The sequence below is a fragment of the Streptomyces sp. P9-2 genome (assembly GCF_051903975.1).
Taxonomy (GTDB): Bacteria; Actinomycetota; Actinomycetes; order Streptomycetales; family Streptomycetaceae; genus Streptomyces; species Streptomyces cellulosae.
Map to the genome: position 1 here is coordinate 5,412,536 of NZ_CP192633.1, position 19,145 is coordinate 5,431,680.

At 73.1% G+C, this 19,145-nt stretch carries 18 protein-coding genes; 3 read left to right on the plus strand and 15 right to left on the minus strand.

Annotated features, from left to right (window positions below):
* Positions 1–194: 194 nt before the first annotated feature.
* Positions 195–743 carry a DUF1697 domain-containing protein gene (locus ACQY0Z_RS24615; protein ID WP_189899138.1) on the plus strand — a complete coding sequence of 183 codons (549 nt, stop codon included), beginning with the start codon at positions 195–197 and terminating at the stop codon, positions 741–743.
* A gap of 3 nt (positions 744–746) precedes the next feature.
* Here ACQY0Z_RS24615 and ACQY0Z_RS24620 read toward each other — a convergent pair whose 3' ends face one another.
* The 15 genes from ACQY0Z_RS24620 to ACQY0Z_RS24690 all read right to left on the minus strand — a co-directional run bounded on the left by ACQY0Z_RS24620 (position 747) and on the right by ACQY0Z_RS24690 (position 15,627).
* The gene (locus ACQY0Z_RS24620; protein WP_189899136.1) at positions 747–1,484 is read right to left on the minus strand and encodes a sirohydrochlorin chelatase; all 738 of its coding nucleotides are present in this window, start codon (positions 1,482–1,484) and stop codon (positions 747–749) included.
* 10 nt (positions 1,485–1,494) lie between these two features.
* Positions 1,495–2,394, minus strand: coding sequence for an ABC transporter permease (locus ACQY0Z_RS24625; protein WP_347225463.1), 900 nt, complete (start codon positions 2,392–2,394; stop codon positions 1,495–1,497).
* Positions 2,381–3,169, minus strand: a complete 789-nt coding sequence (locus tag ACQY0Z_RS24630; protein ID WP_028961582.1) for an ABC transporter ATP-binding protein — start codon at positions 3,167–3,169, stop codon at positions 2,381–2,383. Before ACQY0Z_RS24630 ends, ACQY0Z_RS24625 begins: the two co-directional genes overlap by 14 nt.
* Positions 3,170–3,174: 5 nt before the next feature.
* The gene (locus tag ACQY0Z_RS24635) at positions 3,175–4,305 is read right to left on the minus strand and encodes an ABC transporter substrate-binding protein (RefSeq protein WP_347225464.1); all 1,131 of its coding nucleotides are present in this window, start codon (positions 4,303–4,305) and stop codon (positions 3,175–3,177) included.
* Between the two features lie 100 nt (positions 4,306–4,405).
* Positions 4,406–5,740 (minus strand): sulfate adenylyltransferase subunit 1, encoded by a 1,335-nt coding sequence (locus ACQY0Z_RS24640; RefSeq protein WP_439812815.1) that lies wholly within the window; start codon positions 5,738–5,740, stop codon positions 4,406–4,408.
* A gap of 2 nt (positions 5,741–5,742) precedes the next feature.
* Positions 5,743–6,681 carry a sulfate adenylyltransferase subunit CysD gene (gene cysD / locus ACQY0Z_RS24645; RefSeq protein ID WP_189899129.1) on the minus strand — a complete coding sequence of 313 codons (939 nt, stop codon included), beginning with the start codon at positions 6,679–6,681 and terminating at the stop codon, positions 5,743–5,745.
* Positions 6,678–7,247 (minus strand): adenylyl-sulfate kinase, encoded by a 570-nt coding sequence (gene cysC / locus ACQY0Z_RS24650; RefSeq protein WP_189899127.1) that lies wholly within the window; start codon positions 7,245–7,247, stop codon positions 6,678–6,680. Before cysC ends, cysD begins: the two co-directional genes overlap by 4 nt.
* 5 nt (positions 7,248–7,252) lie before the next feature.
* Positions 7,253–7,963 (minus strand): phosphoadenylyl-sulfate reductase, encoded by a 711-nt coding sequence (locus ACQY0Z_RS24655; protein ID WP_189899125.1) that lies wholly within the window; start codon positions 7,961–7,963, stop codon positions 7,253–7,255.
* Entirely contained in the window at positions 7,960–8,139 is a 180-nt protein-coding gene (locus ACQY0Z_RS24660; protein ID WP_019523376.1) for a hypothetical protein, read from the minus strand. The genes ACQY0Z_RS24655 and ACQY0Z_RS24660 overlap by 4 nt, the downstream gene beginning before the upstream one ends.
* On the minus strand, positions 8,136–9,851 hold the full coding sequence (locus tag ACQY0Z_RS24665; protein ID WP_189899123.1) for a nitrite/sulfite reductase: 1,716 nt from the start codon (positions 9,849–9,851) through the stop codon (positions 8,136–8,138). Before ACQY0Z_RS24665 ends, ACQY0Z_RS24660 begins: the two co-directional genes overlap by 4 nt.
* A 161-nt stretch (positions 9,852–10,012) precedes the next feature.
* On the minus strand, positions 10,013–10,096 hold the full coding sequence (locus ACQY0Z_RS24670) for a putative leader peptide (RefSeq protein WP_310887545.1): 84 nt from the start codon (positions 10,094–10,096) through the stop codon (positions 10,013–10,015).
* Positions 10,097–10,223: 127 nt separating this feature from the next.
* Positions 10,224–10,796, minus strand: a complete 573-nt coding sequence (locus ACQY0Z_RS24675; protein ID WP_189899122.1) for a GNAT family N-acetyltransferase — start codon at positions 10,794–10,796, stop codon at positions 10,224–10,226.
* 82 nt (positions 10,797–10,878) lie between these two features.
* Entirely contained in the window at positions 10,879–12,153 is a 1,275-nt protein-coding gene (locus tag ACQY0Z_RS24680; protein ID WP_439812816.1) for a hypothetical protein, read from the minus strand.
* A 208-nt stretch (positions 12,154–12,361) separates the two neighbouring features.
* The gene (locus ACQY0Z_RS24685; RefSeq protein WP_189899118.1) at positions 12,362–13,636 is read right to left on the minus strand and encodes a GAF domain-containing protein; all 1,275 of its coding nucleotides are present in this window, start codon (positions 13,634–13,636) and stop codon (positions 12,362–12,364) included.
* A 356-nt stretch (positions 13,637–13,992) separates the two neighbouring features.
* Positions 13,993–15,627, minus strand: a complete 1,635-nt coding sequence (locus ACQY0Z_RS24690; protein ID WP_439812817.1) for an acyl-CoA dehydrogenase family protein — start codon at positions 15,625–15,627, stop codon at positions 13,993–13,995.
* Positions 15,628–15,717: 90 nt separating this feature from the next.
* Here ACQY0Z_RS24690 and ACQY0Z_RS24695 point away from each other — a divergent pair, with 90 nt between their 5' ends.
* Together ACQY0Z_RS24695 and ACQY0Z_RS24700 are read left to right on the plus strand one after the other, a co-directional pair.
* Positions 15,718–16,884: a YhjD/YihY/BrkB family envelope integrity protein gene (locus ACQY0Z_RS24695; protein ID WP_189899114.1), complete on the plus strand. Its 1,167-nt coding sequence runs from the start codon at positions 15,718–15,720 to the stop codon at positions 16,882–16,884.
* Positions 16,885–17,568: 684 nt separating this feature from the next.
* A complete protein-coding gene (locus ACQY0Z_RS24700; protein ID WP_439812818.1) occupies positions 17,569–19,125 on the plus strand; it encodes a carboxylesterase/lipase family protein in 1,557 nt (518 codons plus the stop codon).
* Positions 19,126–19,145: the final 20 nt, after the last annotated feature.

The following is a 19,145-nucleotide window of genomic DNA, read 5'->3' on the forward strand; positions in this document are numbered from 1 at the left end:
GGATCAGGGTCGGGGGGCGGAGGGAGAGGAACCGGTTCCGGCCATTCCGCAACCTTGTCGAATAAGTCACAGCAGTGCGTTCAGGTTGCCCGGGGAGCCGCCCGTCGGTCAGAGTTGCGAGGCCCGTCCGCGTGCGGGCCCCGGCCGTCGTGCCCACCCCCACGGGGCACGACGGCCGCACTACGCTCGGGCCCATGGCGACGAGATACGCGGCGCTGCTGCGCGGCATCAACGTGGGCGGCGGCAAGAAGGTCCCGATGGCCGAGCTGCGCGCCCTGATGGAGAGCCTCGGCCACGAGGACGTGCGCACCTACCTGCAGAGCGGGCAGGCCGCGTTCACCGCGGGCCACGGCGACGAGGAGTCGCTGGCCGCCGAGCTGTCCGGGGCGCTAGCCGGCCGCTTCGGATTCGACGTGGACGTGATCGTCCGCGACCACGCCTATCTCAAAGGCGTGGCCGACTCCTGCCCCTTCCCGGCCGGGGAGCTGGAGCCGAAGCAGCTCCACGTCACCTACTTCTCCGCGCCCGTCACCGAGGACCGGTTCGCGGAGATCGACCGCGAGGCGTACCTCCCCGAGGACTTCCGCCTCGGCGACCGCGCGCTCTATCTGTACGTCCCCGACGGTCTCGGCCGCTCCAAGCTGGCCGAGCACCTGGCGAAACCCCGGCTGGGCAAGGGCGTCGTCGCCACCAGCCGCAACTGGAACACGGTGCGCAAGCTGGTGGAGATGACCGAGGCCTGAGGCTCAGGCGCCCAGCGCCGTCAGCAGCGGCGTCCGGGCCGCGTCGTAGCGGTCCAGGAGGACCTGGGCGACCTCGGGGGAGGGGCCCAGCACGTCCGCCAGGACGTCGGCCCCGGCCGCGCCTCGGGCGATCCGGTCCGGCAGCCGCCCCGGCGCCAGCACGTACGGGGCGACGGCGACGCGCGCGCAGCCGAGCTCCCGCAGCTCCCGCACCGCGTCCTCGGTGCGGGGAAGGGATGCGGAGGCGAACGCAGGCCGCACGGCGCACCAACCGGTGTGCCGCCACTCCCGCGCGATATCTGCGATCACTGCGATCGCCTCCGGGTCCGAGGACCCCGCCGAGGCGAGCACGACCCCGGTCGAGGACTTGTCGGCGGGCGTCAGGCCCGCCTCGTACAGGCGCCGTTCCAGGGCCGCCAGCAGCAGCGGGGACGGGCCCAGCACGTCCGCCTGGCGGATCCGCAGCCGCGGCGGAGCCTCGGACAGCACCGCGGGGATGTCCGCCTTGGCGTGGAAGGCCCGGGTGAGCAGGAGCGGCAGCGCGACCACGTCACGCACCCCCTCCGCGTCCAGGGACGCGAGCACCGCGCCGACGGACGGCACGTTGAAGTCCAGGAACCCGGTCTCCACCCGCAGCCCGGGCCGCCGGGCGCGTACCCGGCGCACCAGGTCGTGGACGGTCGCGGCGTGCCGCGGGTCGCGGCTGCCGTGGGCGACGACGAGCAGGACGGGACGACGCATCACAGGCACCTCAGCTCTTCACCAGGAGTCCGCGGGTGCGCAGGACCCGGCGTTCGAGGGGGCTGAAGATCAGCAGGTCGACGGCGATGCCGACGGTGAGGATGAGCAGGATCGCCTCGAAGACCATGGCCATGTCGCTGGCGTTGCGGCCGTTCTCCAGGAGCTGTCCGAGGCCGACGCCGAGGTCGGGGAAGGAGGCGATGATCTCGGCGGCCATGAGGGAGCGCCAGGAGAAGGCCCAGCCCTGCTTGAGGCCGGCGACGTAGCCGGGGAGGGCGGCGGGCAGGGTGATGTGCCAGGTGCCCTTGAGGCCGGTGGCGCCGAGGGTGCGTCCGGCGCGCTGGAACAGGGGCGGGACCTGGTCGACGCCGGAGAGCAGCCCGTTCGCGATGGACGGCACCGCGCCGAGCAGGATGACCGCGTACATCATCTGGTTGTTCAGGCCGAGCCAGATGACGGCGGGCGGGACCCAGGCGACCGAGGGCAGGGACTGCAGGCCGGACAGGATCGGGCCGATCGCCGCGCGGACGAGCTTCACCCGGGCGAGGAGGAGGCCGAGCGGCGTGGCGATGAGCAGGGCGAGGCAGAAGCCGAACAGACCGCGCGAGACGGAGGTCCAGATGTAGCCGAGGAGTTCGCCCTGGAGCCAGGCCTTCTCCACGACCTGCCAGACGTCGGCGGGCGCGGGCAGCTTGGTGGGGTCGTCGACGACCTTGAAGGTGATCAGCGACTGCCACACGGTCAGCACCAGCGCGACCGCGACGACCGGCGGGAGGATCTTCTGGGTGAGGGTCTGCCGGAACGGCTTGCGGGTGGTCTGCACCGTCTCCAGCGCGTCCAGACCCGCTTCCAGCCCGGCGAGATCCCCGGCGTCCTTGGCGTCCTTGGGGGTGGTGTCAGTGCTGGCCATGTCGGCGGATCTCCCCACGGAGTTGCTCGGTGATCTCGACGGACAGCTCGGCCACGGCCGTGTCCTCGATGCGGCGCGGGTGCGGGATGTCCACGGTCCACTGCCGGGCGATGCGGCCGGGGCGGGAGGACAGCAGGACGACGCGCTGGGCGAGGCGGACGGCCTCGCGGACGTTGTGGGTGACGAACAGGACCGACAGGCCGGTCTCGCGCCAGATACGGGTGAGTTCGTCGTGGAGGACGTCGCGGGTGATGGCGTCGAGCGCGGCGAACGGCTCGTCCATCAGCAGCAGCCGGCTCTCCTGCGCGAGGGCGCGGGCGAGGGCGACGCGCTGGCGCATGCCGCCGGACAGCTCGTGGACGCGCTTGCCGTGGGCGCCGCCCAGACGGACCAGCTCCAGCAGCTGCTCGGCGCGCTCGCGGCGTTCGTTCTTGGGGGTGCCGCGCAGTTTCAGGGCGAGCTCGATGTTCTTGCCGGCGGTGAGCCAGGGGAACAGGGCGTGCTCCTGGAACATCAGGGCGGGACGGCCGTCGGTGGTGATGCCGCCGGCGGTCGGCTTGTCGAGGCCGGCGACGAGGTTCAGCAGGGTGGACTTGCCGCAGCCGGAGGCGCCGAGGAGGGTGACGAACTCGCCGGGGGCGACGTCGAGGCTGATGTCGTCCAGCACGAGCTGCTGTCCGGCGGGGCCGGCGAAGGACTTCGAGACGTGCTCGATACGGGCCGCGTGCGTGGCCGACTGCGTGCCGTCGGCGGCCTTGGCGAGGGTCGTGGCCATGGTCGTCACCTCCTGGGAAGCGTGCGTGATCCGGGTCGGGCGACGCCGAGTCCGGCGTCGTCGACGGCGGGCCGGCCGGCCGCCTGGAGGACCTTGCGGAGCAGGGACAGGTCGTAGATGCCCTTCAGGTCCGGCTGCTCCAGCAGGCCCGCCTCGACGGCGTGGCCCGCCTGGGTCCTGAGGGTGGCGGCCAGCGGGTCGTCCAGGAACGTGATCGACTTCCAGGCCGGGTCGAGCACCTCCGCGGGCAGCGGCTTGCCGGTGTCGGCCGCGAGCCGCGCGTTGGCGGCCTCCTTGGCCTCGTCCGGGTGGGCGTTGATCCACCGGTTGGACTCGACGGACGCCCGCAGCACGGCCTCGACGGCCTTCGGGTGCTTGTCGAGGAACTCCTGGCGGACGGCGATGTTCGTGATCACGAACTTGCCGTCCGGCCACAGCGACGCCTCGTCCAGCAGCACCTTGCCGCCCTGCGCGACCAGCCGCGACGCGGTCGGCTCGGGCACCCACGCCCCGTCGACCGAACCGGTCCCGAACGCGTCCGGGGTGACCTTGTTGTCGCTGCGGACGACGGTGACGTCGCCCTTGCCGCTCTGCGGATCGACCTTCCAGCCCTGCTCGGCGGCCCAGTTGAGGAACGCCACGTCCTGGGTGTTGCCGAGCTGCGGGGTCGCGATCCGCTTCCCCTCGACGTCCTCGACCGACTTCACCTTGTCGGGGTTCACGACCAGCTTCACCCCGCCGGACGCCGAACCGCCCACGATGCGCAGGTTCTTGCCGTCCGCCTTGGTGTAACCGTTCACGGCGGGGGAGGGGCCGATGAAGGCCACGTCCAGGGAGCCGGAGTTGAGCGCCTCGATCGCCGACGGGCCCGCGTTGAACACCGCGTACTTCGCCTCGGTGCCCTTGAGCTCCTTCTGGAAGAACCCCTTCTCGGCGCCGACCAGGGCGGTGCCGTGGGTGAGGTTGCCGAAGTAGCCGATCCGCACGGCGTCCAGACCGTCGGTCCGCGCGCCCGAGACGGCCTGGGCGGTGTCCTTGTCCTTCGCCTGGGACCCGTAACCGCAGGCGGCCAGGACCGGCAACGGCAGCATGGCCGTCACCGCGAGGGCGCGGCGCAGGGCGGTCGTGGCAGGCAAGGGGGACGTTCCTCTCGGTGGCGGCCCGGCGGTCACATGAGGTGGCCGGGCCGTCGGCGGGTTCGGGGCAGTACGGGCGCTGCGGGAGGCCGGCGGGTGGTCAGAAGTCCCACCCGTCGTCGTCCGCCTCGTCGTCGACCGGGTCGGGCGAGGCGAAGGACTCGCCGACCATGCCGGCGGTGAGCGTGGTCCCGTCGTTGGGGTCGATCAGGATGAACGACCCGGTGCGGCGGGAGTCGGCGTAGGTGTCGGCGGGCAGCGGCTCGGCGGTGCGGATGGTGACGCGGCCGATGTCGTTGGCGGTGAGCCGCCCGGGGTGCGGGTGCAGGGACAGGTCGTCCAGGGTGAGCCGGGACGGGATGTCCTTGACGATCGCCTTGACCGTGCGGGTGCCGTGCTTGATCAGGACGCGGTGGCCGACCGTCAGGGGCTCGTCGGCGACGTGGCAGACGGTCGCCTCCAGGTCCTGCGTGGTGGCGGGGGCGTCCTTGGCGGGGACGATCAGGTCGCCGCGGGAGATGTCGATGTCGTCCGCGACGAGCAGCGTCACCGACTGCGGCGTCCACGCCACGTCGACCGGCTTGCCCAGCAGGTCGATGCCGGTGATCGTGGTCGAGCGGCCGGAGGGCAGCACGGTGATCTCGTCGCCGACGCGGAAGGTGCCGGCGGCGATCTGCCCCGCGTAGCCGCGATAGTCGGGCAGCTCGGGGCTCTGCGGGCGGATCACGTACTGCACGGGCAGCCGGGCGTGGCAGCGGGTCAGGTCGTGGCTGACCGGCACGGTCTCCAGGTGCTCCAGCACCGTGGGGCCGCCGTACCAGTCCATGTTCGCGGACGGGTCCACCACGTTGTCCCCGACGAGCGCCGAGATCGGGATCGCGGTCACCTCGGGCACGCCCAGCTCGGTGGCGTAGGCGGTGAACTCCTCGGCGATCGACGCGAACACGGACTCCTGGTAGTCGACCAGGTCCATCTTGTTGACGGCGAGCACCACGTGCGGCACCCGCAGCAGCGCGGCGATCGCCGCGTGCCGGCGGGTCTGCTCGACCACGCCGTTGCGGGCGTCGACCAGGATCACCGTCAGCTCGGCGGTCGAGGCGCCGGTGACCATGTTCCGCGTGTACTGCACATGGCCGGGGGTGTCGGCGAGGATGAACCGCCGCCGGGGTGTGGCGAAGTAACGGTACGCCACGTCGATCGTGATGCCCTGCTCCCGCTCGGCGCGCAGACCGTCGGTGAGCAGCGCGAGGTCGGGGGCGTCCTGGCCGCGGCTGGCGGAGGCGCGCTCGACGGCCTCCAGCTGGTCGGCGAGTACCGACTTGGAGTCGTGCAGCAGCCGGCCCACCAGGGTGGACTTGCCGTCGTCGACGGAGCCGGCGGTGGCGAACCGCAGCAGGGTGGTGGCCGAGAGCTCCTCGGTCGTGATCGTGCTCATGCTTAGAAGTACCCCTCGCGCTTGCGGTCTTCCATCGCGGCCTCGGACAGCTTGTCGTCGGCGCGGGTGGCGCCGCGTTCGGTGAGCCGGGACGCGGCGATCTCCGTGATCACCTTCTCGATGGTGTCGGCGTCGGAGTCGACGGCGCCGGTGCAGGACATGTCGCCGACGGTGCGGTAGCGCACCAGGCGCTTCTCGACCGTCTCGCCGTCCTTCGGGCCGCCCCACTCGCCCGCGGTCAGCCACATGCCGCCGCGCTTGAAGACCTCACGCTCGTGCGCGTAGTAGATCTGGGGCAGTTCGATGTCCTCGCGGGCGATGTACTGCCACACGTCCAGCTCGGTCCAGTTGGACAGCGGGAACACGCGCACGTGCTCGCCGGGGGCGTGCCGGCCGTTGTACAGGTTCCACAGCTCGGGGCGCTGGCGGCGCGGGTCCCACTGGGAGAACTCGTCGCGCAGGGAGAACACCCGCTCCTTGGCGCGGGCCTTCTCCTCGTCGCGGCGCCCGCCGCCGAAGACGGCGTCGAAGCGCTCGTCGCGGATCTTCTCCGTGAGCGGCACCGTCTGCAGCGGGTTGCGGGTGCCGTCGGGGCGCTCCTTGAGGACGCCGCGGTCGATGTAGTCCTGCACGGAGGCCACGTGCAGGCGCAGGCCGTGCTCGGCGACCGTGCGGTCGCGGTAGTCGAGGACCTCGGGGAAGTTGTGCCCGGTGTCCACGTGCAGCAGCGAGAACGGCACCGGCGCGGGCGCGAACGCCTTCAGCGCCAGGTGCAGCATGACGATGGAGTCCTTGCCGCCGGAGAACAGGATCACCGGCTTCTCGAACTCGCCCGCCACCTCACGGAAGATGTGCACGGCCTCCGACTCGAGGGCGTCCAGGTGGGAGAGGGCGTACGGGCTGTCCGTGCCCTCCTCGACGGTGGTGGCTGCGGTCGTCATGCCAGTCCCCTTTCGCTGAGCACGGCGTGAACCGCCGCCGCGGACTCCTGCACGGTCTGGTGCTGCGACTCGATGCGCAGATCGGGCTTCTCGGGCTCCTCGTACGGGTCGTCGACGCCGGTGAGCCCGGACAGCTCACCCGCCGCCTGCTTGGCGTACAGGCCCTTCACGTCACGGACGGAGCACACCTCCACCGGCGTCGCCACGTGCACCTCGACGTACGGCGTGCCGTTCGCCTCGTGGCGGGCGCGGACGGCCTCGCGGCTGTCGGCGTAGGGGGCGATCACCGGGACGAGCGCCAGCACGCCGTTACGGGCGAGCAGTTCGGCGACGAAGCCGATGCGCTGCACGTTGGTGTGCCGGTCCTCGCGGCTGAAGCCGAGGCCCGCCGAGAGGAACTCGCGGATCTCGTCGCCGTCGAGCACCTCGGTCGGCCGGCCCTGTTCGCGCAGCCGGGCGGCGAGTTCGTGCGCGATGGTGGTCTTGCCCGCACTCGGCAGACCCGTGAGCCAGACGGTGGCTCCGGTCGTCACGTGGTTCTCCTGGTTCGTCGAAGGCGCGGTCATGGCGGTCAGCCGTGCAGTCCGCACTCGGTCTTGGCGCGGCCCGCCCAGCGGCCGGCGCGGGCGTCCTCGCCCTCCAGCACACGGCGGGTGCAGGGGGCGCACCCCACGGAGGCGTAGCCGTCCTGCAGCAGCGGGTTGGTGAGGACGCCGTGCTCGGCGACGTAGGCGTCCACGTCGTCCTGGGTCCACCTGGCGATGGGCGAGATCTTGACCTTCTGCCGCTTCTCGTCCCAGCCGACGACCGGGGTGTTCGCCCGGGTCGGCGACTCGTCGCGGCGCAGACCGGTCGCCCAGGCCAGATAGTCCTTCAGGCCCTCCTCCAGCGGCCGCACCTTACGCAGCTTGCAGCACAGGTCCGGGTCGCGGTCGTGGAGCTTCGGGCCGTACTCGGCGTCCTGCTCGGCGACCGTCTGCCGGGGGGTGAGCGTGATGACGTTGACGTCCATCACGGCCTCCACGGCGTCCCGGGTGCCGATGGTCTCGGGGAAGTGGTAGCCGGTGTCGAGGAACACCACGTCCACCCCGGGAAAGGCCCGGGAGGCGAGGTGGGCGACCACCGCGTCCTCCATGGAGGAGGTCACGCAGAAGCGCTCGCCGAACGTGTCGGCCGCCCACCGGAGGATCTCCAGGGCGGAGGCGTCCTCCAGGTCCCGGCCCGCCTGCTCGGCCAGTTCCCGCAACTCGACGGTGCCGCGCTCGTCCGATACGGCCGTCATGCCGGGTCCCCTCCCGTGTCGGATCGGTCCAGACCCCGGGCGAGCAGCCCGAGGAACTTCAGCCGGAAGGCGCGGTTGCAGGCCGCGCACTCCCACGCGCCGTGCCCTTCCTCGCTGGGGCGCAGGTCCTCGTCGCCGCAGTACGGGCAGTAGAACGGCGCCGCCCGCTCACTCACGACAGGGCCTCCTCGGAGGCGCGGGTGACCCAGGACGCGAACCGCTCGCCGTCCTCGCGCTCCGCCTCGAAACGCTTGAGCACCCGCTCGATGTAGTCCGGGAGTTCGTCCGCGGTGACCTTCAGGCCGCGCACCTTGCGGCCGAACCCGGCCTCCAGGCCGAGCGCGCCGCCCAGGTGCACCTGGTAGCCCTCGACCTGCTCGCCCTCGTCGTTCAGCACGAGCTGGCCCTTGAGACCGATGTCCGCCACCTGGATACGGGCGCAGGCGTTCGGGCAGCCGTTGAGGTTGATGGTGATCGGCTCGTCGAACTGCGGCATACGGCGCTCGAGTTCGTCGATCAGCGAGGCGCCGCGCGCCTTGGTCTCGACGATGGCGAGCTTGCAGAACTCGATGCCGGTGCAGGCCATGGTGCCGCGCCGGAACGGCGAGGGGCGGGCGCTGAGGTCCAGCGCCTCCAGGGACTCCACGAGGGACTCGACCTGGGACTCCTCGACGTCGAGGATGATCATCTTCTGTTCGACGGTGGTGCGCACCCGGCCCGAGCCGTGCGCCTCGGCGACGTCCGCGATCTTGGTGAGGGTGGTGCCGTCGACCCGGCCGACGCGCGGCGCGAAGCCGACGTAGAAGCGGCCGTCCTTCTGGCGGTGCACCCCGATGTGGTCGCGCCAGCGCGACACCGGCTCGGCGGGCGCCGGACCGTCCGTCAGCTTGCGGTTGAGGTACTCGTCCTCGAGGACCTGACGGAACTTCTCCGCGCCCCAGTCGGCGACCAGGAACTTCAGCCGGGCGCGGGTGCGCAGCCGGCGGTAGCCGTAGTCGCGGAAGATGGACAGGACGCCCTCGTAGACGTCCGGGACGTCCTCGAGCGGCACCCAGGCGCCGAGCCGCACGCCCAGCTTGGGGTTGGTGGACAGACCGCCGCCGACCCACAGGTCGAAGCCCGGCCCGTGCTCGGGGTGCTCGACGCCGACGAACGCCACGTCGTTGATCTCGTGCACCACGTCCAGCACCGGCGAGCCGGAGATGGCCGTCTTGAACTTGCGGGGCAGGTTCGAGTACGCCGGGTTGCCCAGGACGCGGCGCTTCATCTCCTCCAGCGCCGGCGTGCCGTCGATGATCTCGTCCTCGGCGATGCCCGCCACGGGGGAGCCGATCATCACACGGGGCGTGTCGCCGCAGGCGGTGACCGTGGACAGGCCGACGCCCTCCAGGCGGTCCCAGATCTCGGGCACGTCCTCGATGCGGATCCAGTGGTACTGGACGTTCTGCCGGTCCGTGATGTCCGCGGTGCCGCGCGCGAACTCCTGCGAGACCTCACCGACCACCCGCAGCTGGCGCGTGGTCAGCGCACCGCCGTCGATGCGCACCCGCAGCATGAAGTACTCGTCGTCCAGCTCCTCCGGCTCCAGGACCGCGGTCTTGCCGCCGTCGATGCCGGGCTTGCGCTGGGTGTAGAGGCCCCACCACCGCATGCGGCCGCGCAGGTCGTTGGGGTCGATCGAGTCGAAGCCCCGCTTGGAGTAGATCGTCTCAATGCGTGTCCGCACATTGAGACCGTCGTCGTCCTTCTTGAACTGCTCGTTGCCGTTCAGCGGGGTGAAGTGCCCCGCCGCCCACTGTCCCTCTCCGCGGTGACGGCTCGCCTTGCGGCGGGGGGTCGCGGTGGCAGGCTTCTGCGCGGCGGCAGGCTTCTGCGGGGTGGCGGCCATGGTTGATACGTCCTTCGGGACAGCGGTGGATGGTCTCTCGGCGCGGGGCGCCATGCCGGAATGGGCGGCTCTGACCTGCGCCTACGCGCACGCGGGCAGAGTCGTGCGCGTCCTTGCGCAGCAAAGGAGGGGGGTGGGGTGTCGGGCGCTGCTGGGTGCTCTCAGCGCGCCGGACAGATGGCGCTGGACATGCGGCCGAGGTCGACGTGCCGCCGACTCACCAAGGCGATTCCAGTTCCAGGCATGGCGGAAGCCTGGCACGGCGATCTGGAGGCAGTCCACCGTTATCCGAAATGTGGACACCCTTGTCCCGGTATGCGAGACAGGGGTGTCCTTGGTCACATGCGGTGCGAGCGGTCTTGCCGGAGCCGCTCAGGCGGAGTACGCCCCCGGCCACGGGCCCGGCGTGGCCACCTCCGGCTCGTCCTCCACCTTGGTGTCGAACAGCCGGAAACCCCGCCGCACATAGTTGTCCATGGCGTGCTCGCCGTCCTTGCTGCACGTGTGCAGCCACACCCGCGTGGTCGGCTTCACCCCCGGCCAGCGGTCCGCCAGGTCCCAGGCGCGCGCCACCCCGTACGACAGCAGATGGCCGCCGATGCGCCGGCCGCGGAAGGCGGGCAGCAGCCCGAAGTAGAGGATCTCCACGACCCCCTCGTCCTGCGCCTCCAGCTCCACGTACCCGGCCGGGGTGCCCCGGTCGTAGGCGACCCACGTCTCCACGCCGGGCCGCTCCAGATGCTCCTGCCACCGCGCGTACGTCCAGCCCAGCCGGTCGGTCCAGCGGATGTCGCCGCCCACCGACGCGTACAGGAAGCGGCTGAACTCGGGGGAGGGCACCTCGGAGCGGACCACCCGCACGTCCCCCTCGGGCACGGCGGCCGGACGGAGATCGGTGGGCGCGGTCTGCTCCAGGGACCAGGTGGTCACGGAGAGGGTCGTCATGTCCGAAAGACAACCATCCGGCACACGCCGCTGTCGAACGCCTGACCAGCAGACGGACGGCCCCGGACCGCGAGGGCGGGCCCTACCGCTCCAGCGCCTCGTCGACCGCCGCCAGCGGCAGCGCGAACAGCATCCGCCCCGACTGCGACCACACGTCCCCGGTCGCCTGCCAGTACGACAGCGACGTCGCAGGCCCGCTCCAGCAGCGGTACGTCTCGTCCGCCCCGCAGCGCACCGGGCTCGCGCCCCTCGTGTCCTGCCGCCACAGCGTGCCGCGCTCCTCCGGCGTCCCCGAGGCGCGGCTCACGTACCAGTCGGACCGGTGCGCCAGCACACCGCGCACCCGCGTCAGCTCCGTCTCGTACACCGCGACCGGCTCCGTCCGCAGCAGCGGGCCGTACTGCGGGCGGGGGCCGAACGCGTACCGCCACAGCCGGGTCGGGCCCTCCTCGTCCGGGGCCGTCGCCTCGTGCACCACCAGGCCGGCGGGCGTGGTGCTGCGGTCCAGGGCGATCCCGCCCGGCCGGGGCGCGCCCGCGTCCGCCGTCGCGTAGGAGGCGACCGCCGGCAGCACGTACCGGGCGCCCCCCGCGGACCAGCCGCCGGGCACCCGCCCCACGGCCCGGGCGTCCACGGTCGCCCGCTGCACCCGGTCCAGGTCGTACACGTACAGCGCGCCGCCCTCGCCCCGGCCCGCGGTGACGAGCAGCTTGTCCTGGTACCAGACCATCCCGGACACGTCGGAGCCCAGCCCGCGGTAGTCCCGCCCGCCGTCCACCGGTACCGCGAGCAACGCCCAGGTGTAGCGCGGGGCCCGGCCGTCGTCGGCGGCCACGAAGGCGATCCGCGCGAGCCCCTGCTCGGCGGGCGTGCCGGAGTCGCGGGTCCAGCCGGACAGGACCACCCGGTGCGCGCCCCAGCGGCCGTCCTCGTCGGCGTCCCCGGAGGTGGTGACCGCGCCGGCCCGCCAGCCGTCGGTGGCGTGCTCGGGCCAGCAGTACGCCGTCGTCACGGCCGGCTCCACGGGCAGCGCCCGCCGGTCGCCGTCCGTGCAGGCGTCGGCGTCCTGAAGCGCCCCGTCCGGGTCGGCGAGCACGGCGCCCACGCCCACGGCGGGGCCCATCGAGGCGGTGAGACGGCTCAGTTCGGCGCCCGGGACGGCGTGCTCGGTCAGCCGCAGCGGCGCGGTGTCGGCGGCCGCGGTGAGCGGCCTCAGCGCGCCGGGATCGTCGGCGTCCGTGGCCTGCGAGGTGCTGATCATGGTGGCGGCCGCGGTGAGCGCCAGGGCCGTGCCGGCCAGCGTGGCGCGCAGCGCCCTGCCTCTGCGGCGCCGGCGGTGTCTGCCGCGATGCTTCATGACGTCCTCCCGAGCGAGCCAACTGCGTCCGGTGATCCGCGGGTTGACCGTGGAGCAGGTGGGGCGGCCCGTCCCCGGATGCTACGGCAGCCGGACGCCGGACGGGACGAAGACCCTGCAATTTCACACGCGGGCCCCCCGAGGGCACGTACCCATGGACAGATGTACCCCGCCGGCGGGGCGTTTTCCGGCCAGATCCTCGGCGTCCTCAGCGCGAGCCGCGCACCAGCCCGGCGGACGACGCCGTACGCGGGAAGAGGTCCCCCGGGTTGTCCGGCAGCACCACCTCCACCTCGGCGGACTCCGTGAAGCGGTACGGCCGGTGCTCGAGCAGCGCCCCCAGATAGCGCCGTACGCGGGACATCTCCGCGCGGACCGTCACCGTGCGGGCCGGGTCGCCGAACACGTCATGGGCCAGGTCGGCGGCGCTGCGGCCCGCCCGGTGCACGGCCAGCAGATACAGCAACTCCGCGTGCCGCGGGCTCAGTTCACGGGACCACACGCCGGCCCCGTCGGACACCCGCACAAAGCGGCGCGGCCCGCCCAGGTCCAGCACGATCCGCGCGCCGGGACGCGCCGCCGGCTCCTCCTCCGCCCGCACCAGCCAGCCCCCGGCGAGCGGCTCCAGCGAGCACCTCCCCAGCGCCGGCAGCCACCGCCGGCCCGCGGACACCGACTTGGGCAGCGCGAGACGCTCCGTGTACGGCATCCCGGTCACCGCCGCCGTCCACCCGTGCCGGTCCACCACCAGCGCCCGCCCGTCGGTCCGGGCCAGCACCGGCGCCGCCACCGCCCGCAGCCGCTCCAGCGACCGCATGTGCATCTCCCGCAGCCGCGCCTCGGCCAGCTTCGCCACCGAGTCCACCCACGGCAGCGTCGCCGGGTGCATGGACTCCAGCGGGCCGCTCACGTCGACCACGCCGATCAGCCGCCCGTCCCGCGGGTCGGTGATGGGCGCGCCCGCGCAGGTCCATGTGGCGTGCGACCGTACGAAGTGCTCGGAGGCGAAGACCTGCACCGGGCGCCCGGTCACCGCGGGCGTGCCCACCCCGTTGGTGCCGACGACGTCCTCACGCCAGTCCGCGCCGATCTCGAAGCCCACCAAGTCCGCCTTGCGCAGCACCGGAGCGCTGCCCTCCCGCCACAGCACCCGGCCCTCGTCGTCCGCCACCACCATGATGTGCCGCCCGACGTCCGCGACCGACAACAGCCCCTCGCGCAGCACCGGCAGCACGTGCCGCAGCGGCGAGGCCTCCCGGCGCCGCCGCACCTCGTCCATCGACAGCAGCCCGCTGCGCCGGCCGTGGTCGGGGTCCACCCCGCTGCGCAGCACCCGCTCCCAGGACTGCCCGATCACCGGGCGGGGAGGGACGGGCGCGGGCCGCCCCGACAGCGCGGCGGAACGGACCTCGTCGAGCACGCGGGCCGCGCGCACGGTGTCGACGGCGGCCAGATGCGACACGTCCATCGGCGAGAGCGCCACCGGACCTCCCGGAAGAAAAAACCTGTCGGACGCCAATACTGCCGTCTGCCCCGGATGAGGACGCTCAGTACCGGTACGGAAACAGCAAGTTGCAACCCCCTGCAACTCTGGTGACACGACCGCTCACTCATTGAAACTTGAGCGACGCCGTCCCGAGCGGCGTGCACGGCTCTTCGGGAGTCCGTGGCGGCGGGGGTGGTGCCGTGTCGGCGCAGCACCACCCCCGCGGCATGCCTGCCGGCGGCTTTTCGGGGACGCCGGCGCGGGGTGTGGCTTGCTGCCGGTCCGGCGGGTGCGGGTGTGTGGGGGCTGGCGCGCAGTTCCCCGCGCCCCTGAGGTGTTTCCCCGAGCCGGTCTCAGGGGTGCGGGTGGGCTCGCTCCACGACGGATGCCAGGTTCAGGGTGGGCGGGAGTGTGCCGAACGCTGTGCCTGCTTCGGTGCTCAGGCGGCCCGCGCAGAAGGCGTCTGCCACCTCCGGGGGTGCGTGGCGGACCAGCAGGGAGGCCTGCAGGACCAGCGCCAGGCGTTCCGTCAGGCGGCGGGCCCGGGCCTCGGCGGCCTCCAGGTCCGCCAGGTCCGTCAGCAGGTTCTTGATCGCCGCGTCCAGACGGTGGTCCGCCCCGCGTGCCTGGCCGACCTCGCGCAGGTACGCGTCCAGCGTTCCCGGGTCCCGGCGCAGTGCCCGCAGGACGTCCAGCGCCTGTACGTTGCCCGCGCCCTCCCAGACCGAGTTCAGCGGTGACTCCCGCACCAGCCGGGGCATCCCCGACTCCTCCACGTAGCCGTTGCCGCCGAGGCACTCCGACGCCTCCACCGTGACCGGCGCGCACCGCTTCGTCACCCAGTACTTCGCCGCCGGCACCGCGATCCGCAGCAGCGCCCGCTCCTGCTCCCCGTCGTCGTCGTACGCCGCCGCCAGCCGCAGCGCCAGCGTCGTCGCCGCCTCCGACTCCAGCGCCAGGTCGGCGAGCACGTTCCGCATCAGCGGCTTGTCGAGCAGCTTCCCGCCGAACGCCTCGCGATGCGCGCAGTGGTGGACCGCCTGCGCCACGGCCTGCCGCATCAGCCCCGCCGAGCCCAGCACGCAGTCGAGACGCGTGGCCGCCACCATCCCGATGATGGTGCGCACCCCGCGCCCCTCCTCGCCGACCCGGCGCGCCCACGTCCCGTCGAACTCGACCTCGGCGGAGGCGTTGGAGCGGTTGCCCAGCTTGTCCTTCAGTCGCTGCAGGGCGAACACGTTGCGGGTGCCGTCCTCCAGCACCCGCGGCACCAGGAAGCACGTCAGCCCGCCGGGCGCCTGTGCCAGCACCAGGAAGCCGTCCGACATCGGGGCCGAGCAGAACCACTTGTGCCCGGTCAGCGCGTATGTGCCGTCCTCGGCGAGCGGCCGCGCGGCCGTCGTGTTGGCCCGGACGTCGCTGCCGCCCTGCTTCTCCGTCATCCCCATCCCGAACAGCGCGCCGGCCTTCTGCCCGGCGGGCCGCAGCCCGCGGTCGTAGACCATGGACGTCAGCCGGGGCTCCCACTCGGCGGCCAGCTCCGGGTCGGTGCGCAGCGCGGGCACCGCCGCGTGCGTCATCGACAGCGGGCAGCAGTTGCCGGCCTCCACCTGCGTCCACATCAGGAAGGCCGCCGCCCGCCGCACATGCCCGCCGGGCCGCGTCCAGGCCGCCGTCAGCCCCGCCGATACGCCCTTGCCGAGCAGCCGGTGCCAGGCGGGGTGGAACTCGACCTCGTCGATCCGGTGCCCGTACCGGTCGTGGGTGCGCAGCCGTGGCGGGTTCTCGTCGGCCTGCGCCCCCCACTCCTGCACCTGGGCGGATCCGCACGCGCGCCCCAGCGCCGACAGCTCCGCGAGCCCGTCCTCCCGCGCCTCGGGCGCCAGGTGCCGCTCGACCGCCTCCACCAGGGCCCGGTCCGAGCCGAACACGTCGTACTGGACGAGCGGGGGAGCCTGGTTGGTCACGGTGTGCGTGCTGCCTGCCATGGGGGGAACCTACCCCGCCCCCCGTCCCGCCTCACGCGAGGACGGGGCCTGTGGGTGAGTGGGGCCGGGCGTGGCGGATACCTTTGGTTCGTGCAGCCAGCAAGTGAATCCCCAGACGCGCCCTCCGGCCGCCTCCACAGGGCCCGCGCCCTGTACCGGAACGTCTCCAAACGCCGGACGGCCTGGCTGCTGCTCAAGGACACCGTCAACTCGTGCATGGAGTACCGCATCCTGGGCCTGGCGGCCGAGGCGGCGTTCTTCACGCTGCTGTCGGTGCCGCCGCTGCTGCTCAGCCTGATCGGCCTGCTCGGCTACGTCGACGCGTGGACGGGCGCGGACACCATCCAGAGCGTGCAGCGCAACCTTCTCGACGCCTCCCGAACGGTGCTGTCCGACCGCGGCGTCACCGAGGTCGCCGAGCCGATCCTCAGAGACGTCACCAAGGGCGGCCGGCCCGACGTGATCTCCCTCGGCTTCCTGATCGCCGTCTGGTCGGGCTCCCGCGCGGTGAACGTCTTCATCGACACCATCACCGTCATGTACGGCCTCGACGGCGTCCGGGGCATCGTCAGGACCCGGCTGCTGGCCTTCCTGCTGTTCATCGTGGCCCTGCTGATCGGCTCGGTCGCGCTGCCGCTGATGGTCGCGGGTCCCGACGCGGTGGTGGACGTCGTGCCCTGGTCGACGACGGTCGTGCAGATCCTCTACTGGCCGGTCGTCATCCTGCTCTCGGTGGCCTTCCTGACCACGCTCTACCACGTGTCCGTGCCCGTGCGGTCCCCGTGGATCGAGGACGTGCCGGGCGCCCTGGTCGCTCTCGGCATGTGGGTCCTCGGCAGCTTCCTGCTGCGCATCTACCTCACCAACACCGTCGAGGGCCCCACCATCTACGGCTCCCTCGCCGCGCCCGTGGCCGTGCTGCTGTGGATCGGTGTGTCCGCGTTCGCCGTGCTGGTCGGGGCGGCCGTCAACGCGGCCATCGACCGGGTGTGGCCGGCCGCCGCCACCGCCGCGGCCCGCGAGGCCAACGAGCGGCAGCGGCAGGCGCAGGTCGCCGAGTACGTCGCCCGCACCACCGCGTCCGGGGACGCGGACCCCGACATGCCCTCCGAGTTCCCCGAACGCTGGTCGCGCTTCCTGCCCCCCGAGGACGTCACGTCCCGTCTGCGCACCCACTCCAAGTCCGCCCAGCCCCGCAACGGGAACGGAGGCGGGCTCGGGGACGGCCCGGGGCACGACGACAAGCGCCGCGACTGACGCCGCCGGGAGCCGCCCCCGGTGGTGACTCCTTCCAGGCCCCGTCCGCCGCCGCCTCCCGCACCACGTCGAAGTCCCGCGGCTCCCGGCCCAGCACCCGCCGCACCCCGCAGCGCCTCCTCCGTGGGCAGCGCCTGGTCCTCGCCCCGCGCCGACAGCAGCACCAGCCGCCGCACCCCCCGCCCAGGGCGGTCTCCGCCGGCGCGCCGACCGCCTCGGCCGTCCCCGGCGCCCCGACGTCGGCCGGGTGCACCAGATAGGCCGCGTCGGCCCCGCGCAGCGCGCCCAGCCATGCCGAGGGGCCCGACCCGTCGCGGGCACCGCGATCGACCTTGGACGCCGTCGGCACGGAGACGCCCACCTCACGGGCCACCACCGCCAGGGTCGGCCCGGCCGCCGTCCGCGCATGCCCCGTTCGGCCCATCGGGCCCACCCGCCTCTCCTGCCGGATAGAAAGCGCTTCCTACTGCAGATCGGCGGCCGCGGGGCGGGAAGAACTCCGTCAAGCGGCCTCGTGCCGCGCCTCGTTCGGGGAGGAACAACGGGAGGTGGTGTGGTGCTGTTGTTGTTACCGGCGGGTTTTGCATGTGAGGCCGGTGGAGTGCCGGCGCTGCGGCGCCCGGTGACGGCGCGGACGGCCGTGGACGCACGGACGCGTACGCGCGGGGCGAAGGGTGGTGGCGTATGACGGCCGAGGGAGAGCGGGCGATGCCCGTGGTCACGACGGCGCACGGCGCCGTGCGGGGGCGGTGGGAGAAGACGGTCGCCGTGTTCCGGGGCATCCCCTACGCGGCGCCCCCGTTCGGGCCGCGCCGCTTCCGGCCGCCCGCCCCGCCGGAGCCGTGGGACGGTGTGCGGGACGCCGGCGCGTTCGGGCCCACCGCGCCGAAACCCCCGTACAGCACCGCCTTCGCCGAGTACCTCTCCGACCCCGACATCGACGGCGACGACTGTCTCAACCTCAACGTCTGGACCCCCGACCCGTCCCCGGCCGCCCGGCTCCCCGTCCTGGTGTGGCTGCACGGCGGCGCGCTGACCAGGGGATCCTCCGCGGTCCCGGTGTACGACGGCAGTACCTTCGCCCGCGACGGCGTCGTCTTCGTCTCCCTCAACTACCGCCTCGGCGTGGAGGGCTACGGCCTCTTCCCGGACGCCCCCGCCAACCCCGGCCTGCGCGACCAGCTCGCCGCCCTCCGGTGGGTGCACGAGTCCATCGCGGTGTTCGGCGGCGATCCCGGCCGGGTGACCCTCGCCGGCCAGTCCGCCGGAGCCATCAGCGCGGGCGCGCTCGTCGCCGCCCCGCAGTCCCAGGGGCTGATACGGCAGGCCGTCCTGCAGAGCGGACCGCCCGAGTCCACGGAGCGGGACAAGGTGCGGCGCATGGTCCGCCGCATGGCCACCCGCCTCAAGGTGCCCGCCACCGCCGAGGCCTTCGCCGCCGTCGACCGCGAGCAACTGCTGCGCGTCCAGGCCGACGTCGGCCGGCTCGGCAGCCCGGTACTCGGCGGCCCCGCCTTCGGCGTCGTCGTCGACGGCGACCTCGTCCCGCGCGACCCCCTGGAGGCCCTCACCGACGGCGCGGCGCCCGGCGTCACCCTGATGACCGGCTGGACCCGCGACGAGTACCGGCTCTGGCTGGTCCCCGGCGGACTGACCGAACGCGTCGACCGCCTCGGCGCCGTCGCCCTCGCCGGCGCGATGGCCCGCTGCCGCTGCGGCAGCGAGGTCCCGCGCGGCTACCGCGCCCTCCACCCCGACGCCGGCACCGCCGAGACCGTCGGCCAGATGGTCACCGACCACCTCCTGCGCAACCCCCTGCACCGGCTGTCCGACGGCCGCACGGAACCCTCGTACGTCTACGAGTTCGCCTGGCCCTCCCACCGCCCCGGCATGGGCGCCTGCCACGCCCTGGAGCTGGGCTTCGTCTTCGACAGCGGCGACAGCCCCGACGCCCGCAAGCTCGCCGGCGAGGGCGCCCCGCAGGAGCTGGCGGACGCGATGCACGGGGCGTGGGTACGGTTCGTCACCGACGGCGACCCGGGCTGGGAGCCGTGGGGTCCGCACCACCCGGTCCAGGTGTACGGCGACGGCGCCCCGCACGTCGTGCACGGCCCCCGCGACCGCGAACTCGCCCTGTGGACCGCCCCCGAGGCCGAGCGGGCCGCGCGTACCCCGCAGCCGCCGGAAATCCGCTCGGTCATCCGGCGCCTGCGCCGCAACGGGGCGCTCCGCCGCACCTGAGGGACCCGTCGGTACTGCTC

Coding starts and splice junctions, on each gene's coding strand:
- ACQY0Z_RS24655 (WP_189899125.1), bottom strand. CDS start 7,963: ATGACGGCCGTATCGGACGAGCGCGGCACCGTCGAGTTGCGGGAACTG.
- cysD (WP_189899129.1), bottom strand. CDS start 6,681: ATGACGACCGCAGCCACCACCGTCGAGGAGGGCACGGACAGCCCGTAC.
- cysC (WP_189899127.1), bottom strand. CDS start 7,247: ATGACCGCGCCTTCGACGAACCAGGAGAACCACGTGACGACCGGAGCC.
- ACQY0Z_RS24615 (WP_189899138.1), top strand. CDS start 195: ATGGCGACGAGATACGCGGCGCTGCTGCGCGGCATCAACGTGGGCGGC.
- ACQY0Z_RS24625 (WP_347225463.1), bottom strand. CDS start 2,394: ATGGCCAGCACTGACACCACCCCCAAGGACGCCAAGGACGCCGGGGAT.
- ACQY0Z_RS24630 (WP_028961582.1), bottom strand. CDS start 3,169: ATGGCCACGACCCTCGCCAAGGCCGCCGACGGCACGCAGTCGGCCACG.
- ACQY0Z_RS24640 (WP_439812815.1), bottom strand. CDS start 5,740: ATGAGCACGATCACGACCGAGGAGCTCTCGGCCACCACCCTGCTGCGG.
- ACQY0Z_RS24665 (WP_189899123.1), bottom strand. CDS start 9,851: ATGGCCGCCACCCCGCAGAAGCCTGCCGCCGCGCAGAAGCCTGCCACC.
- ACQY0Z_RS24675 (WP_189899122.1), bottom strand. CDS start 10,796: ATGACGACCCTCTCCGTGACCACCTGGTCCCTGGAGCAGACCGCGCCC.
- ACQY0Z_RS24620 (WP_189899136.1), bottom strand. CDS start 1,484: ATGCGTCGTCCCGTCCTGCTCGTCGTCGCCCACGGCAGCCGCGACCCG.
- ACQY0Z_RS24670 (WP_310887545.1), bottom strand. CDS start 10,096: ATGCCTGGAACTGGAATCGCCTTGGTGAGTCGGCGGCACGTCGACCTC.
- ACQY0Z_RS24690 (WP_439812817.1), bottom strand. CDS start 15,627: ATGGCAGGCAGCACGCACACCGTGACCAACCAGGCTCCCCCGCTCGTC.
- ACQY0Z_RS24700 (WP_439812818.1), top strand. CDS start 17,569: ATGACGGCCGAGGGAGAGCGGGCGATGCCCGTGGTCACGACGGCGCAC.
- ACQY0Z_RS24680 (WP_439812816.1), bottom strand. CDS start 12,153: ATGAAGCATCGCGGCAGACACCGCCGGCGCCGCAGAGGCAGGGCGCTG.